General features: G+C 66.0%; 14 protein-coding genes and 1 pseudogene. 6 read left to right on the forward strand and 9 right to left on the reverse strand.

The genetic code is table 11. The annotated features are described in order from the left end of the window. Positions 1–6: 6 nt before the first annotated feature. Positions 7–3,123: an efflux RND transporter permease subunit gene (locus AC0WRY_RS11615; protein WP_194407112.1), complete on the forward strand. Its 3,117-nt coding sequence runs from the start codon at positions 7–9 to the stop codon at positions 3,121–3,123. 3 nt (positions 3,124–3,126) lie between these two features. Here AC0WRY_RS11615 and AC0WRY_RS11620 read toward each other — a convergent pair whose 3' ends face one another. The 7 genes and pseudogenes from AC0WRY_RS11620 to AC0WRY_RS11650 form a co-directional block, all read right to left on the reverse strand. Next, entirely contained in the window at positions 3,127–4,089 is a 963-nt protein-coding gene (locus tag AC0WRY_RS11620) for an amidohydrolase family protein (RefSeq protein ID WP_194407113.1), read from the reverse strand. A 50-nt stretch (positions 4,090–4,139) separates the two neighbouring features. After that, the gene (locus AC0WRY_RS11625) at positions 4,140–4,697 is read right to left on the reverse strand and encodes a P-loop NTPase family protein (RefSeq protein ID WP_491123118.1); all 558 of its coding nucleotides are present in this window, start codon (positions 4,695–4,697) and stop codon (positions 4,140–4,142) included. A gap of 80 nt (positions 4,698–4,777) precedes the next feature. Beyond that, entirely contained in the window at positions 4,778–5,128 is a 351-nt protein-coding gene (locus AC0WRY_RS11630) for an addiction module antidote protein (RefSeq protein WP_194407115.1), read from the reverse strand. Between the two features lie 138 nt (positions 5,129–5,266). After that, positions 5,267–5,419: pseudogene (locus AC0WRY_RS11635) on the reverse strand (type II toxin-antitoxin system RelE/ParE family toxin); the annotation flags it as partial. A gap of 104 nt (positions 5,420–5,523) precedes the next feature. Continuing rightward, on the reverse strand, positions 5,524–6,921 hold the full coding sequence (locus tag AC0WRY_RS11640; protein WP_491123119.1) for a TolC family outer membrane protein: 1,398 nt from the start codon (positions 6,919–6,921) through the stop codon (positions 5,524–5,526). 220 nt (positions 6,922–7,141) lie between these two features. Beyond that, entirely contained in the window at positions 7,142–7,921 is a 780-nt protein-coding gene (locus tag AC0WRY_RS11645) for an enoyl-CoA hydratase (RefSeq protein WP_491123120.1), read from the reverse strand. A gap of 146 nt (positions 7,922–8,067) precedes the next feature. Further along, positions 8,068–8,739: a hypothetical protein gene (locus tag AC0WRY_RS11650; protein ID WP_491123121.1), complete on the reverse strand. Its 672-nt coding sequence runs from the start codon at positions 8,737–8,739 to the stop codon at positions 8,068–8,070. 291 nt (positions 8,740–9,030) lie between these two features. Here AC0WRY_RS11650 and AC0WRY_RS11655 point away from each other — a divergent pair, with 291 nt between their 5' ends. Together AC0WRY_RS11655 and AC0WRY_RS11660 are read left to right on the forward strand one after the other, a co-directional pair. After that, positions 9,031–9,576, forward strand: coding sequence for a sigma-70 family RNA polymerase sigma factor (locus AC0WRY_RS11655; protein ID WP_194407120.1), 546 nt, complete (start codon positions 9,031–9,033; stop codon positions 9,574–9,576). 2 nt (positions 9,577–9,578) lie between these two features. Then, a complete protein-coding gene (locus AC0WRY_RS11660; protein ID WP_194407121.1) occupies positions 9,579–10,217 on the forward strand; it encodes an NrsF family protein in 639 nt (212 codons plus the stop codon). A 10-nt stretch (positions 10,218–10,227) separates the two neighbouring features. On the opposite strand, the gene AC0WRY_RS11665 is transcribed toward AC0WRY_RS11660, so the two are convergent. Together AC0WRY_RS11665 and AC0WRY_RS11670 are read right to left on the reverse strand one after the other, a co-directional pair. Next, the gene (locus AC0WRY_RS11665; protein WP_491123122.1) at positions 10,228–11,328 is read right to left on the reverse strand and encodes a DUF2336 domain-containing protein; all 1,101 of its coding nucleotides are present in this window, start codon (positions 11,326–11,328) and stop codon (positions 10,228–10,230) included. 63 nt (positions 11,329–11,391) lie between these two features. Continuing rightward, complete coding sequence (locus AC0WRY_RS11670) at positions 11,392–12,549, reverse strand: GGDEF domain-containing protein (RefSeq protein WP_491123123.1); 1,158 nt, start codon at positions 12,547–12,549, stop codon at positions 11,392–11,394. Between the two features lie 455 nt (positions 12,550–13,004). Here AC0WRY_RS11670 and AC0WRY_RS11675 point away from each other — a divergent pair, with 455 nt between their 5' ends. Genes AC0WRY_RS11675 through AC0WRY_RS11685 form a run of 3 tightly spaced genes read left to right on the forward strand, consistent with a single transcriptional unit; the run spans position 13,005 to position 15,998 of the window. Next, positions 13,005–13,574, forward strand: a complete 570-nt coding sequence (locus AC0WRY_RS11675; RefSeq protein ID WP_194407124.1) for a sigma-70 family RNA polymerase sigma factor — start codon at positions 13,005–13,007, stop codon at positions 13,572–13,574. Continuing rightward, positions 13,571–14,266: a hypothetical protein gene (locus AC0WRY_RS11680; RefSeq protein ID WP_194407125.1), complete on the forward strand. Its 696-nt coding sequence runs from the start codon at positions 13,571–13,573 to the stop codon at positions 14,264–14,266. Before AC0WRY_RS11675 ends, AC0WRY_RS11680 begins: the two co-directional genes overlap by 4 nt. 16 nt (positions 14,267–14,282) lie before the next feature. Further along, complete coding sequence (locus tag AC0WRY_RS11685; RefSeq protein WP_491123124.1) at positions 14,283–15,998, forward strand: S8 family serine peptidase; 1,716 nt, start codon at positions 14,283–14,285, stop codon at positions 15,996–15,998. The last annotated feature ends 114 nt before the right edge of the window (positions 15,999–16,112 follow it).

Below are 16,112 nucleotides of genomic sequence, written 5' to 3' on the forward strand. Positions count from 1 at the left end.
ACCTGAATGGATCGTCTCGTCGCCCTTGCCGTCAACCGGCGCTTCCTGATGGTCGGCATGTTCGTCGCTGTCTTGATCGGCGGCGTGATCGCGTTCAACCAGCTCAACATCGAGGCCTATCCCGATCCGACCCCGCCGATGGTCGACATCGTGACGCAGAGCCCCGGACTGTCGGCGGAGGAGATCGAGCGCTACATCACGATCCCGATCGAGACCCAGGTCGCAGGCCTGAAGAACGTCACGACCATCCGCACCATCTCGCTCTACGGTCTCTCCGACGTCAAGATTCAGTTCTCCTTCGCCTACACCTATGACGAGGCGTTGCAGCAGGTGTTGAACCGCCTGGCGCAGCTGGCGCCGCTGCCGGGCAACGTGCAGCCGCAGATTTCGCCGCTGAGCCCGATCGGCGAGATCTTCCGCTACCGCCTCGTGGGGCCGCCGAACTACAGCGTGCTCGATCTCAAGACCATTCAGGACTGGATCCTGCAGCGCCGCTTCCGCGCCGTGCCAGGGGTCATCGACGTCACCGGCTGGGGTGGCAGAAGCAAGACTTATGAGATCCAGGTCGACTTCAACAAGCTGGTCGCCAACGGGCTGACGCTGCCGCAATTGCTCCAGGCGGTCGGCAATTCCAACGTCAATGTCGGCGGCAACACCGTCAATATCGGCCAGCAGTCGGCCGTGGTGCGCGGCGTCGGCCTGATCCGGTCGATCGACGATCTCGCCAATACCATGGTGGCACAGAGCGGCGGCAATCCGGTGCTGGTGAAGGACGTCGCAACCGTCACCGTCGGCCAGAAGCCGCGCCTCGGCATTGCCGGCCTCGACGAGGCCGACGACATCGTGCAGGGCATCGTCCTGATGCGGCGCGGCGAGCAGAGCTCGCCGACCATCAAGCGGGTCCATCAGCTCGTCCAGACCATCAACAATTCCAGCATCCTGCCGCCCGGCGTGCGCATCGAGCGCATCTACGACCGCGGCGATCTGATCGAGCTCACCACCCATACGGTGCTGCACAACATGGTGGTCGGCATTCTCTTGATCGTGCTGTTGCAGTGGATCTTCCTCGGCGATCTGCGCAGCGCGCTGATCGTCGGCGCCACCATTCCGTTCGCGCTGTTCTTCGCCGTCATCATCCTGGTGCTGCGCGGGGAATCGGCCAATTTGCTGTCGGTCGGCGCGATCGATTTCGGCCTGATCGTCGATGCCACCGTCATCATGGTGGAGGCGATCTTCCGTCGTCTGACGCAGACGACGCCGATGTCGGAATCCGAGCACATGTCCAATGAGACGTTGTTCGGCATGAAGAGCCACGCCATCCTCAGCGCGGCGGCCGACGTCTCGCGCTCGATCTTCTTCGCGGCGGCGATCATCATCGCGGCCTTCCTGCCGCTGTTCACGCTGTCGGGCGTCGAGGGCAATATCTTCGGACCGATGGCCCGCACCTATGCCTATGCGCTGGCCGGCGGGCTGCTTGCGACCTTCACCGTCACGCCGGCGTTGTCCGCGATCATCCTGCCCGCGCATGTCGAGGAAACCGAGACCAGGGTCATGCTGATCCTGCACCGGCTGTACTCGCCGCTGCTGCGATGGGCGGTCGCCAATCGCAGCATCGTGCTTGGCGGTGCGGTCGGCCTCGTGCTGATGACGGTGGCGCTCGCCCGGCTGCTCGGCCTCGAATTCCTGCCGAAGCTGGAAGAGGGCAATCTCTGGATTCGCGCCACGTTGCCGCCGACCATCTCGCTCCAGGAGGGTAACTCCTACGTCAACGAGATGCGCAAGGTGATTCGCGCCCGGCCCGAGGTCGAGTCCGTCGTATCGCAGCACGGCCGTCCCGACGACGGCACCGATGCCGCCGGCTTCTTCAACGCCGAGTTCTTCGCGCCGCTGAAGCCGATCAGCCAATGGCCCGGGACCCGCGACAAGGAAGAGCTGACCGCGCAGCTGCTCAAGCAGCTCGACGATCGCTTCCCCGGCGTCGAGTTCAACTTCTCGCAATATCTCCAGGACAACGTCTCCGAAGCCGTCTCCGGCGTGAAGGGCGAGAACTCGATCAAGCTGTTCGGCAGCGACCTCCAGGCGCTGACCGACACCGCCAACAAGATCAAGCAGGTGCTGTCGACCGTGCAGGGCGTCACCGATCTTGCGGTGTTCACTTCGCTTGGCCAGCCGACCGTCCAGATCGACATCAACCGCGCCAAGGCCGCGCGTTATGGCCTTGCGCCGGGCGACATCAATGCCACGATCAAGGTCGCGATCGGCGGCGACACGGCCGGTGACCTCTACGAGCCCGGCAGCGATCGTCACTTCCCGATCATCGTCCGCCTCGCACCGGAATATCGCAGGAGCGCGGAGGCCATCCAGAATTTGCGGATCGGTGCGCCCGGGCCGAACGGCACCGTCACCCAGATTCCCCTCAGCGAGGTCGCCAATATCAGCCTCGTCTCGGGTGCGGCCTACATCTATCGCGAGCAGCAGGAACGCTATCTACCGATCAAGTTCTCGGTGCGCGAGCGCGACCTCGGCAGCGCGATCAGCGAGGCCCAGCAGAAGATCGCGGACCAGGTGCAGCTGCCGCCCGGCGCGCACATGGACTGGGTCGGCGAGTTCGGCAATCTCCAGGATGCGATCCGGCGGCTGTCGATCGTGGTGCCGATCTCGCTGGCGCTGATCGGCGTGCTGCTCTGGTTCAATTTTGGCTCGATGACCGACACGCTGCTCGCGATGAGCGTGATCCCGATGGCGATCTTCGGCGGCGTGCTCGGCCTCTTGATATCAGGCACGGCATTCAGCGTCTCTGCGGCGATCGGCTTCATCGCGCTGTTCGGCATCGCGGTGATGGACGGCATCATCATCCTGTCGCAGTTCAACCAGCTCATCGAAGAAGGCATGGATCGCATGACCGCGGTGGTGCGCACCGGAGAGCTGCAGCTCCGGCCGGTGCTGATGACATGCGTCGTCGCCGGCGTCGGCCTTCTGCCGGCGGCGCTGTCGGAGGGGATCGGCTCGCAGGTGCAGAAGCCGCTCGCGGTCGTCGTCGTCACCGGCATGATGCTGGCGCCGGTCGTGATCCTCGTGACCTTGCCGGTCCTGATCTCGTTCTTCTCGCGCCGCGCGCGCTGAGCGTCAGAAGCCGTAGAGCCGCGCCGGATTGTCGACCAGGATCTTCTTGCGCACGCCGGCATCCGGCGCCCAGACCGGAAGCTGATTGAGGAGACGTCCGTCGTCGATCTGGTAGAGCGGCGCGATGTCGGTGGCCTTGCGTCCCTCGACCCGGCTCGAATCCGGATGCGGCCAGTCCGTGCCCCAGACGATGCGGTCCGCATTTGCCGCGATCAGCGCCTGCGCATAAGGCACCATGTCCTGATAGTCGGGCGCGAGCTTCGACGAGCGATAGGCGCCGGAGATCTTCACATAGGCCTTGCCGGACTTCACCAGCGCGACGAGATCGGAGAAGCCAGGCTGCTCCGCGCCGCGCTCGGCTTCGAGGCCGCCGAAATGGTCGAACACGACGGGCACCGGCGCCGTCTCGACCAGGTCCTTGATTGCCGAGATCATGGTCAGTGTGGTGTAGAGCTGCACGTGCCAGCCGCGCGCCTTCATGCGCTCGACGGCCGCGGTGAAGCGCGGCCGGCCGACATTGGGGTCGTTGACGCCGCCGGTCGCCAGGTTGAGGCGGATGCCGCGGAAGCCGTCCTGATGCATCGTGTCGAGCTGCGCCTCGGTGGTCTTGTCGTCGATCACGGCGACGCCGCGCGCGGTCGCGCCGCGCGCCTTCATGCCGAACAGGGTGGACGAGTTGTCGGTGCCGTAGACGCTCGGGGTGACGATCACCACGCGCTCGATATGCAGCGCCTTGTGCAGTGCGGCCATTTCTTCGGGGCTGGCGGGCTCGGGCGTGTAGACGCGCCCTGCGAAGAACGGAAATTTTTCGACATCGCCATGGATGTGGGTGTGGCAGTCGCAGGCATGCGCCGGGACGTCGAAATTCACCGGCGTTGCAGGCTGCGCCGCACGGGCGTGGGCTTTGCTGGTCATGGCTACTCCGGCGGCAAGGGAGGCGAAGAGGACGCCGCGTCGGCTGAGCATGGTTTCTCTCCCTGCATCGTTCTTGAAGACGATGCCGGGACAGTATCACATCAGCCCGGCAACCGCTGCACGTCACTGCATAGCTGCTCAACGAGGTCCGCAAGCGGGCGTGCGCCGTCAACACGCACGACCGGGCAGGGCAGGCCAGCGAGCCACGCTTCATGCTTTGCGAAGCTGCGGCCCTCGCGATCTCCGATTTCGTAATGGGACGCCCATTCGATGAAGGCTTCGGTCTCCTCACGACGCCAGCCGCCGGGCGCGACGGCATCAGCACCGAAATGCGCGGCCTCGCGGGCGCGCAATCGCTTCAGCCGTAGTTCGCGCGGCGTGACCACGAAGACGACGAGGTCGAAATACGCGACGAGTTCGTCGCCCCAGCCGGTGGCGGTTCCGCTCAAGACCCAGTCGTGCCGCGGCAGGAACATCTCGCGCATCAGACGCAGCCGATCAGCGGCCGGGCGCGTGGTCTGGTAGGGCGGCACGGTCGGAAGCCAGAAATAATCGTCGCTATCGTGATGCGGCAGCGCAAGCCGGCCGGCAAGCGCGCGACCGAGCGTCGTCACGCCGGCGCCCGAGGCTCCCGTCAGATGGATGCGGCGGCTCTTCATGTTCACCTGACATTGTCTGAACCGGTCGGGCGGCTGGTCGCAGCAATCGCGACGTCCAGGGCGCCTTGCGGCGGGCTCCCTCAGGCGGCGCGGCGGCGCTTCGTCGCTCGTCCGCTGGTCGCGAGTTGAGCCGACAATGTCAGGCCCAACGCCGCGACAATGCGCATGACCGTGCCGAACTCGGGATTTCCCGTCTCTCCGAGGGCCTTATACAGGCTTTCGCGGTTCAAGCCGGCTTTTTTGGCGATGGTGCTCATGCCGCGCGCACGCGCAACGAGACCGAGGGCGTCGCGCACGAAATCGGCGTCACCGGTTTCCAGCGCGGCGGCAATATAGGCGGCTTGGCGCTCTTCAGTGTCGAGATAGTCGGCGGCATCGAAGCGCGTCGTCTTGGATGCCGCTTTGACCGCCGTTTTTGCTGCTTTCGGCATCACAATGTCTCCGCTAGTTGCTGAGCTAGCTTGATGTCCTGTCGCTGCGTGCGTTTGTCGCCGCCACATAGCAGGATCCACGATCTGCGTTCCGCGCTGCACATAATAGATTCGGTAGCCCGGACCGTGGTCGATGCGCATTTCCCGGATGTTGTGGCCGACGCCCTTGCTGTCGCCGGGATTACCCATCTCCATGCGGCGAAGGCGGACGGTAATACGGGCAACTGCGCTCGCGTCCTTGAGGCGATTCAGCCACTCCGAAAAAAGCTCGGTCTGCCTCACCTCGATCATGGGACACAACTGTAGCCCATGGGCGACAGCATGTCAAAGAAACCGGGGGACGCATCGAGACGGCAGGCGGTCCAAGATGCTGTGAAGCGATGCTGCGCGGGCGCCTACTGTCCCGACGGCGTGCGCAGGCCGTGCCAGGCGTCGCGGACCTGGTGGTAGTGCACCTCGGGCAGGTAGTCCGGCGTGTTCAGGCTCAGCGTCTTGACGTCGAGATGGCCGCTCGCGCTGAGCAGCGTGTAGGAGGCGATGACGCGATCGCGCTGCGCGCCGATCAGGCGGGCCTTGGCCTGGATCAGGTCGGCCTGCGAGTTGAGCACGTCCACCGTCGTGCGCTGTCCGCCGGCGGCCTCGCGCTGCACGCCTTGCAGCGCGACGGTCGCGGCCTTCACCTCGGACTCCGACGCGGAGACCGCGACCTTGGCGCCCTCATTGGCAACCCAGGCGCTGACCGCGGCCGTGCGCGCCTGGTTGCGCACCTGGTCGAGCACGAGCCGGCTCTGCGCCGTGATCTCCTTGGCCTGCCGGGTCTGCGCGGCGGCCTGGCCGCCGTCATAGATCGGCGCGGTGACGTTGGCGACGATCGAAGCCTGGTCTTCGGCGAAGGTACCGAGCGTCGGGTCGTTGTTGCGGCTCTTGCTGGCGCTGCCCTGGATGGTGGCGCTCGGCAGCAGCGCGCCTTCGGCGATGCGGATGTTGGTGGAGGCAACGTCGACGTCGAAGCTGGCGGCCATCACTGCCGGATGCTGGCGGATCGCCATCGTCATGGCGTCTTCGCGGCTCTTCGGCAGATAGCGGTCGACGACTTCGGCGGGCCGAAGCTGCGAGGGCGAATTGCCGATCACTTGCGCATAGGTCGCCTGGCTGATGGCAAGCGCGACTTCTGCGGCGTTGAGATCGGCAAGGCCGCGATTGAGGCGCGCTTCGGCCTGCGCGCTGTCGGTCGGCGTGACATCGCCGGCGTTGAGGCGGCGCTGGGTGACCGCGAGCGTCTCGCGCAGGAAGGCGACGTTGGAACGCTGCGCCTCGACCAGCGACTGGTTGGCGAGCACGTTGGTGTAGGCGGTGACCGCGTCGAGCAGGACGCCCTGGCCGACATTGCGCAGCGCCTCGCGGCCCGACTGCACCTGGAGTTCGGCGGCCCGCACATTGTTGGCGGTACGGAACCCGTTGAACAGGGTCTGCGTCACGGTGACGCCGATGATCCATGGCTTCAAATTGCCGGTCTGGATCGTGTTGTCGGGCAAGAGATTGCGCACCGTTTGCAGGCCAGCGCTGAGGCTCGCCACGATCTGCGGCCGGTAACCGGCGAGGGCCTGCGGCACGTTCTCGTCCGTGGCGCGTTGTCGCGCGCGTTCGGCATTGAGCTGCGGGTTGGTCTGGTAGGCCTTGGCCAGCGCCTCCGGCAGGGCTTCGGCCCAGGCGCTGGAGGGCAGGGCGCAACAGAGCGCCAGCGTGGTCCATGTCGCAAGCGCAGGACCCACGCCCGATCGATGCCGCGTCATCACGCGACCAGCTCTGGCGGTACGTCCAATCATGTAATCCCGCTTAATCCGGCTGTCCGCCCCCGCCGACGGTGGCCTCTTAACTGTTTAACCAGCCGAGGTCCCGCAGGCAAACTGCCGCGGGGGAAACCCCCATGAAATCCGTGCTTGTTGCAGCTTCGTCACAGGGGGCTTAAGGGAGCGCGGCAGAGCCTTACACCAGCCTGACCGCTCGCCGAAATTACCGGTTCTTGTTCAGCGGCTTGCGCTTCTCGATGAACGCCGCCATGCCCTCGGAGCGGTCCTCGAGCGCGAAGGTCGCGTGGAACAGGTTGCGCTCGACGCTCATGCCCTCGGCGAGCGTGGTCTCGAAGGCGCGGTTCACCGCCTCCTTGGCCATCGCGACGGCAGGGCGCGACATCGCGGCGATCTTTTCGGCCGCCGCCATCACCTCGTCCATCAGCTTGTCGGCGGGGACGATGCGGCTGACGAGGCCTGAGCGCTCGGCTTCCGCCGCATCCATCATGCGACCGGTGAGGCACAAATCCATGGCCTTGGACTTGCCGATCGCGCGCGTCAGGCGCTGCGTACCGCCGATGCCGGGAATGGTGCCGAGCGTGATCTCGGGCTGGCCGAACTTTGCCGTGTCGGCGGCGATGATGATGTCGCACATCATGGCGAGCTCGCAGCCGCCGCCGAGGGCATAACCGGCAACTGCCGCAATCGTCGGCTTGCGGCAACGTGCGACGCGGTCGCCGCCGATCGCGGCAAAATCCTCGGAGAACATGTCGATGAAGCCCTTCGGCTGCATCTCCTTGATGTCGGCGCCGGCGGCAAAGGCTTTCTCGCTGCCGGTCACGACGATGCAACCGATGGCGTCGTCGGCTTCGAGATCATCGACGGCAGCTGCGATCTCGCGAAAGACGCCGAAGGAGAGCGCGTTGAGCATCTTCGGCCGGTTCAGCTTGATGATGCCGACCGCGCCTTTGCTTTCGACGATGATGTGTTCGAACGTGCTCATGCTCCACCCACGCGTTTGATTGGGCGGGCAATGTGCCCGCTGGCGCGGATGCCTTCAAGGGGGCTCAAGGCCCCGGAACACGCGGCGAGCGCGCGTTCCGGAAGAGGTGTTTCAGACGAAGAATTCGGGCCGGGCCGGGCTTGCAATCACGCCATGAACATGCGTGCGGCGGATGCCAGCGTCAGCAGCGTGCCTACGCCGATGAAGATCTTCCCGATCAGGGAGCTCTGGTCCCAGGCCGAGCTCTGCTGGCTGCTTGCCATCACCGGCGCCGGCCGTGGCTGGGCCTCGGTTGCGGCAATCACCGTCTTCTGCGCCGGCGGGCTGTCCTGTTGCACGGCACGGTCGATGTCGTTGAGCTGATCGGGTGCGACGACCTGGCTCTCGGGGTTCGGGGCGCCGGGATTATCGGCCGCGGCCTGGACATTGTCGTTGGCGCGGTCAGTCATCGCGGAGGCCGCCGCCGCGGTCGGCGTATCGGCGGCGGCGAGCTGGGCATTGGCATTGGCGACCGCCGGCGGCATCTGGCTCGAGGCCGGCGTGTCATTCTCGGCCTTGGCGGCGGCCTTCGGCTCCTCGGTCTTTGCCGGGGCGTCGGTCTTGTCGTCGGATTTCTGTGCGGTCTTGCTGCTGCTGCTGCTGGCGCGGCGCGACTCATGGCGCCGGTGCTTGCTCGGCTTGGCCGCGTCAGCCTGTTTGCCTGCGCTGTCCGATTTTCCGCCGGTGGCCTGGTCCGGCGCCGCCTGTGCAACGCCTCCGAACAGCACGAAAAGGCCGGCAAGAAGGATCAATGCCGCGCGCCCGCTGGCTTTCATCATGGTGATGATCTCCCCAATTCCGCCCGTCCCGGGAGCGAACAGAGACCCCGGGGCGTGACGACAGCGGGGCAGAAAATGGGAATCTTCGAGCTAGACCGGGCAAAAACGGGGCAAACCGGCCCGCTGCCACCGGCCGCCGGGTGCGGGACGGGCCGATCGGTGTTATGAGCCGTCGCAGAGGTTGACGGCCGTATCGGTCGCGAGGTCCGGGCATTGATCACGAATTCGTGATCTCGTTCGGCCCGCGTAACAAATTGAACGAACGGCCGAATTGCATGGTGAGGGGCGCGCGTGCGCGGACGTGAGGACGAATGGACCGGCCTGATGCGGTCGGCCATGGCAGGCGATGATGCGGCATATCATCGCCTGTTGAAGGCGATCACGCCGGTGCTGCGCGCCGCGGCGAGGCGTGGCCTGGCGCGGGCCGGGCAACCCCCTGATCAGGCCGAGGATATCGTGCAGGAGATACTGTTGGCGGTGCACCTGAAGCGGCACACCTGGGACAGCGAGGCCCCCTTTGCCCCCTGGCTGTTCGCGATCGCCCGCAACAAGCTGATCGATGCGCTGAGGCGACGCGGCAGGCGCGTCTTCGTCAACATCGACGATTTCGCCGAGACGCTGCCGGGCGAGACTGCGCAGGAAACAGTCTCTGCGGGCGAGGTCGCAGCGCAACTGGGCACGCTGCCGCAGCGCCAGCGCGACGTGCTGCAGTCGATCGCGGTCGAGAGCGCCTCGATCAAGGACACGGCGTCGAAGTTTTCGATGAGCGAAGGCGCGGTGCGGGTCGCACTGCATCGCGGACTTGCGGCACTGACTGCCAAATTGCGGGACCACTAGTCATGGATACCGACCAACTGATCCGCTCGCTCGCAGCCGACAACGCCCACCGCGCCCCGCGCGTCGGGGCCGTGCTGACCATGGCGCTGCTGGTGGCCGCGCCCCTGTCGATCCTGATTTTCGCGACCTTCCTCGGCGTGCGCGCCGACGTGATGACGGCCATGCGCAATCCGTTCTTCGACATGAAGTTCGCGGTCACGCTGTCGCTCGCGATCCCGGCGATCATCGTCAGCCTGCATCTGTCGCGTCCCGAAGCCCTGATGCGCGGCTGGGGCTGGCTGCTGCTGCTCCCCGTTGGGCTGCTTGCGGTCGCGATCGGCAGCGAGGCGATGATGGCGCCGGCGATGCCGATGACGATGCGGCTGGTGGGCAAGAATTCCAGGGTGTGCCTGCTCGCGATCCCCGCGATGTCGCTGCCGTTGCTCGCGGGTGCACTATTCGGCCTGCGACATGGTGCACCCTCGCAACCCGCGCTGGCCGGCGCGCTCGCCGGCCTGGTGTCGGCCGGCTTGGCCGCGACGCTCTACGCCTCGCACTGCACCGATGACTCGCCCCTGTTCGTCGCGACCTGGTACACGCTTGCCGCCGCGCTGGTGACGGCGATCGGCGCGGCGGTCGGATCCAGGGTCCTGCGCTACTGACGAGCCAGTCTCATGCCGGAATCGTGCCCTGCTGCATGCGGTGGAAGCGCAGCACCTGCTGCGCGGTCGACGAGCGCAGCGCCTCGTAAGTATCGCGCAGCGTCAGCATGTCGGTCTGCGAGCTGCCCGAGAGCTTCTCGCGCATGGCGATGATGGCGCGCACGCTCGGCCAGGTCATGCCCGCGACCTTGGCGAGAATCATCACGCCCTCGGTGCGGCTTTCGATCATCATGGTCTCGGCGGTCTCGACCGGGATGCCCGCGAGCGCGGCGAGCCCCGCATTGGTTTCGTCGAACTTGCCCTGCTCGGCGAAGTTGGTGACCTGGAATTCGTTGAGACGGCCGTCCTCGTGCAGCGATTTCACCAGCGCGCGCGCCATCTCCGTCTGCTTGGTCATGGCGGCGGCGCGGACCCTCTGGGCCACTTCCTGGACCACGCTCGACACCTCGTCCGCGAGCTCGGGATGCGCGGCCTCGAGCTTCCTGCGCACGCTCAAGGAGGCCTTGGCGACCAGCCTCAGGTAATGATGACGCGGCAGGTCGGGCCGCAGGCCGATGCAGGTGGCGAGGTCGTCGTCCCGTTCGGCGCGGGTGACGAGGTCGGTGAGGCTTCCCTCGGAGAGCCGCGCGCCCGGATTCTTGACGGTCGACTGCACCACGTCCGCGTCGCCGCGCGTCACCAGCACGTCGGTCAGCGCTTCCGACAGCACGCGCCGCAGCGAGATCGCCTTGAGATGCGCCTGGCCCCTCGTGCGCGCGATCTCGATCAGGGTCGTCTCGTCCAGCCGCTCCGATTTCGACAGCACGGGCCCGGAGACCTCGATGACCTCGTCGAGCGCGAGCGTGCGCATGATTTTCGGCGGCGCGGCCGCGATCGGTGCGAGGCGGTTGGCGAGCAGCGCCCTGGCCGACGTCTCGATCTGCTCGGCCAGGCACTGGAATACGTCGTCGAACACGCGGATGTGGTCGTCGGAATAATCCACCGCGTTGCCCACGAAGAGATCGGTGACGCGGCGCAACGTCTCGACCCGGCGCGCCACGGTGCCGTGCGAGAGTGCGGTCTGTAGTTCTTCCAGCAGATTCTCGGATGATTTTGCGGATTTGGATCTCATTGCCCTGTCCTGGAGCGCTCGGTCCGGCTGCGGCTTCTGCCGCACCGGAGAAAAATGGATTGGTCAGCTCGTTGCAATGCGGTTGCGCCCTTGCGCCTTGGCGGAATAGAGCGCGCGGTCGGCGCGCGCGAGAAACGTGTCGGCGGTATCATTGTCGCGCAGCGTGACGACGCCCGCGGAAATGGTCACGTGCATGCCCGGAGAGAATGCGCTCCAGTCGAGATCGGCGACGATGCTGCGCAGGCGATCGAGCATGCGCTGGGCGGCGTCGTCCGGGGTGTCCGGCAAAAGCAGCAGGAATTCCTCGCCGCCGTAGCGGCCGAAGCTGTCGGCCGGGCGGATGTTGGCGAAAATGGTGATCGCGAAGGTGCGCAGCACCTCGTCGCCGACGGGATGGCCGTGGGCGTCGTTGATGCGCTTGAACCAGTCGAGATCGATCAGCGCGATCGCGCAAGGCGTCGAGGCCTGTCGCGACTTTTCGATCGCGACGTCGAGGAGGCGCATGATGCAGCGGCGGTTGTAGGAGCCGGTGAGCTCGTCGAGCTCGGCCAGTTCCTCGATGCGCTGATAGGCGGCCTTCAGCTCGATGCTGCGCCGGTACAGGATCTTGCGCAGGGTGGCGCCGAACAGGCCGAGAAAGGCGCATTGGCCGATCACCAGCACGAAGCAGAGCATCGAGGCGGTTCGCTCCAGGCGGGTGCCGACCGGCAGTCCGATCGGCAGGTCCGAGCCCAGGAAGACCAGGGCGAGCCCGCAGGTGGCAAGGCCCCAGGTGACCATCGCCTGGCGCGAGGTCATGCGCAGCGTGCCAAACGCGAAGATCAGGAACAGCACGGCGAGGAACGCGACCCCGACCGTCGGCACGGCGAGCAGGAACACCAGCTGCAGCGCCATATGCGCCGAGATCTGGAACACGGTGAGGTAATGATCCTCGAACCGGTCGCCGAAGCCGGCTTCCGACAGCACGGTGAACGTGCCGATGATCAGGAGGCCGCCGAGCCAGAACAGCGACGGAACGGCCATATCGACCGCGCCGCCATAGGCGTAGAGCAACAGGACCGAGGCGCCCAGCGAATAGCTTGCCACCTGGCCGATATACATCTGGCGGCGCTGCCGGGTCCGGCGCCCCTGGACCTCGGGGGCCGCGGCCTCGGGCGCGAGGACGAGATCCGCGACCTCAGCGGCATTCCTCTCGGGAAAGGACGTCGCGGCCGTGCTCATGGTCCCGCCAATGGTGGATGTCAGCGTAAAAATCTACGTGGCAAGCCTTTAGGTTTGGTATCCTTTTGAAACCGAATCCGAACCGTGCAGCACGGAACAAGGTGATGGGCCGGCGGAGGAAATTTTACGGGGATCAGGCATCCGCTGCGATGCGGTCGAGCCAAAGTCGTGCTTGGCGCGACATATGTCGGGCAAGACTGCTGTCGGGCAAAACTGCTATGGGAACCGGATGAGGCCGGGCCGCCTGTGCCGGACAGGCATTCCGCAGGGAAGTATCTCAGTATTATGTTACCGATCTGGATTGTAGCGGCCGACCGCCGCGGGTGGGACGAGAAAAACGCGCGTATGTGGGGTGGATCACACAGGCGCCCGTATGACTGCGGTATGTTGAACAATTTTGCACCCCCCGTCGAACCGTCCGCCGTATCGACCCGACCAACTTTGCGAGACGGCAATTGAGCGTGACACAGGCGGCTTCGGACGAGGTCCTGATCGCCAGGATCGCTCAAGGTGACCGGCTCGCCATGCAGGTGCTGTACGGGCGGCATCATGTCAGGGTGTATCGTTTCGGGCTGAGGCTCGTGCGAGACGAGCAGGCGGCGGAAGACCTCATCAGCGAGGTGTTTCTCGACGTCTGGCGTCAAGCCGGCAAGTTCGAGGGCCGATCCGCCGTTTCCACCTGGCTGCTGGCAATTACCCGGTTCAAGGCCCTGTCTGCGCTCCGGCGCAGGAAGGATTTCGAACTGGACGAAGACGCCGCGAACGCGATTGAGGACACGTCCGACAATCCGGAAACGGTGGCTCAGAAGAAGGATACCAGTGAAGCGTTGCGAGGGTGTCTGACGGGCCTCTCGCCGGAACACAGGGAAATCGTCGATCTCGTCTACTACCACGAGAAGTCCGTGGAAGAGGTGGCCGAAATCGTCGGGATACCCGAGAACACTGTTAAGACGCGCTTGTTCTATGCGCGCAAGAAACTGGCCGAACTGCTGAAGGCAGCCGGCGTTGAGCGAGGCTGGCCATGATGGCTTTGAGCAAGAAGATGCTGGAGCAAGAGCCCAGTGAAATTGAACTGCTGCTGCCCTGGCACGCTGCCGGCACGCTGAACGCGCGCGATGCGCGCCGTGTCGAGGAGGCGCTGGCGCGCGATCCCGAGCTCGCCAAGCAATATGCCGTGATCCGCGGCGAATACGAAGAGACCATTCATTTGAACGAGAGCTTGGGCGCTCCGTCGGCACGCGCGATGCAGAAGCTGTTCGCCGCCATCGACGCCGAGCCGGCGCGGGCGATCGGCTCGCTGCCGCTGTCGGCGCGCATCTCGACCTTCTTCGCGAGCCTGTCGCCGCGCACGCTGGCGTGGTCGGCAAGCCTTGGCGCCGTCGCGCTCGTGCTGCAGGCCGGCATCATCGGCGCCGTGCTGATGAAGAACCAGCCCGCGACCTTCCAGACCGCCTCGCTCTCGACCAGCGCGCCGATCACGCGCGAGCTTGGCAGCGCAACCGCGCCGGCCCGCGCGCTGGTGCGCTTCACGCCCGAGGCGCGCGTCTCCGACATCACCGGGCTGCTCGACAGCTACCAGGCCTCGATCATCGGAGATGCCAAGGGCGGCATGTTCCGCCTCCAGTTCGACAAGGCCATGAACCGGGACGAGCTCGCTTCGCTGCTCGGCAGGATGCAGCGCGAGAAGTTCGTCAACCTTGCCGTCGCGGCGCCCTAAGCGCGCCGCTGAACCGATGACGGGCAAATCCGAGAGCAGGGTGCGCGCCGGGGCCTACGCTTCATCGGTCGGCGCTGCGCTTCTGATCGCCGCCTGTCTCGGCGTCGAGGTTGCACAGGCGCAGGCGATCATGCGCACGCCCACGATCAGCGTGCCCTCGCGAACGCCGACCATCTCCACGAACATCACGCCGCGGGTCAGTCCCAATATCGCCGCGCGCGCGGTCAGCGTCGGCCGCGGCCCGCGGACGATGGCCACCATTCCCCACACCACGACGTCGCGCATCCGGCCGACGACGACGGTGCTGCCCTATGCGCACTACTCGCCGAACCTGTACCCGGCCTGCACCGCGCCTTATCGCGATGCCGATGGCGAATGCCTGGCGCAGCCGAATGCAGGCGGCGGTGGCTCAGCCAAATCCGGCAAGAAGAGCGCCGGCAAGGGCCGGGGCGATGCCACGCCAAGCGCCGCCAATGTGCGCAGCTTCGCCAACGAATTCGTGGCGGAGATCGACGGCACGCTGTCGCCTGGCGATGCCGACGCGCTTGCCCGCCGGCACGGCCTGACGCGCGTCTCCTCGGAGAATTTCCCGCTGATCGGGGCGACGTTCGGCCTTTTCCGCATCACGGACGGCCGACCGTACGAGACCGTGAAACGCGAATTCGCGGCCGACGGCAGTGTCCGCTCGGTCCAGCCGAACTTCCGGTATGTGCTCCAGGACCAGAAATCGACGACGCAGAGCGAGGGCGATCCCGCGCAATATGCCCTGGCCAAGCTCCGCCTGCCGCAGGCGCATACGCTGGCGCACGGCGCCAACGTCACGGTGGCCGTGATCGACTCCGGCATCGACGCCAAGCATCCCGAGCTCGCCGATTCCGTCTCCGACAATTTCGATGCGCTCGGCAGCGCCGAGGGGCCGCACGTCCACGGCACCGGCATCGCCGGCGCGATCGTGGCGCATGCCCGCCTGATGGGCAGCGCGCCCGAGGCGCGCATCATCGCGATCCGTGCCTTTGGCGGTGCCAATGGCGGCGCCGAAAGCTCGTCCTACATCATCCTGCGCTCGCTGAATTACGCCGCCGAGCACGGCGCGCAGATCGTCAATATGAGCTTTGCCGGTCCAAAGGACGCGGTGATCGAGCGCGCCATCGCGGCGACCGCCGCGCGCGGCCTCGTGCTGATCGCGGCCGCCGGCAATGCCGGCGCGAAATCGCCGCCGCTCTATCCGGCGGCCAATCCCAACGTGATCGCGGTCAGCGCGACCGACCAGCAGGACAGGCTGTTCACCGCGTCCAACCGTGGCAATTACATCGCCGTCGCAGCGCCCGGGGTCGACATCTTCCTGCCGGCGCCGGACGGCAAATACCAGATGACCTCGGGAACCTCGTTCTCGGCCGCCTATGTCTCCGGCGTCGCGGCGTTGCTGCTTGAGCGCAACTACGCCCTGAAGCCGGAAGCGTTGCGCATGACGCTTTCGAAGACTGCACGCGACCTCGGCTCGCCCGGGCGTGACGATCTGTTCGGCGACGGGCAGGCCGATGCATTTGCCGCGGTCATGGCCGTCCCCGCCGACAACGCGACGCCGGTCGCGGCTGCGTCCGGTACAACAAAACGTGAAGATGCCGGCAAGCGTCGCGACGAGCCCAATAGCCGCGCGATCGAACAACCCTCGCTGTCGAGCGCGGATGATAAAGCCACGGTTTCTCAGGCGGATAGGCCGGCGACGCGCTAGCGGTTGCGGCAAAGCTGCGCGGCAGAGCGAAGCTCAAAAAAGCGAACCCCGCGTTGAACGTTCAGCCCGCTGCCACGACCAAATTATGTGGGAGCGGTCATCCCTCCCCATCAG

It is taken from the genome of Bradyrhizobium sp. T-12 (assembly GCF_058314695.1).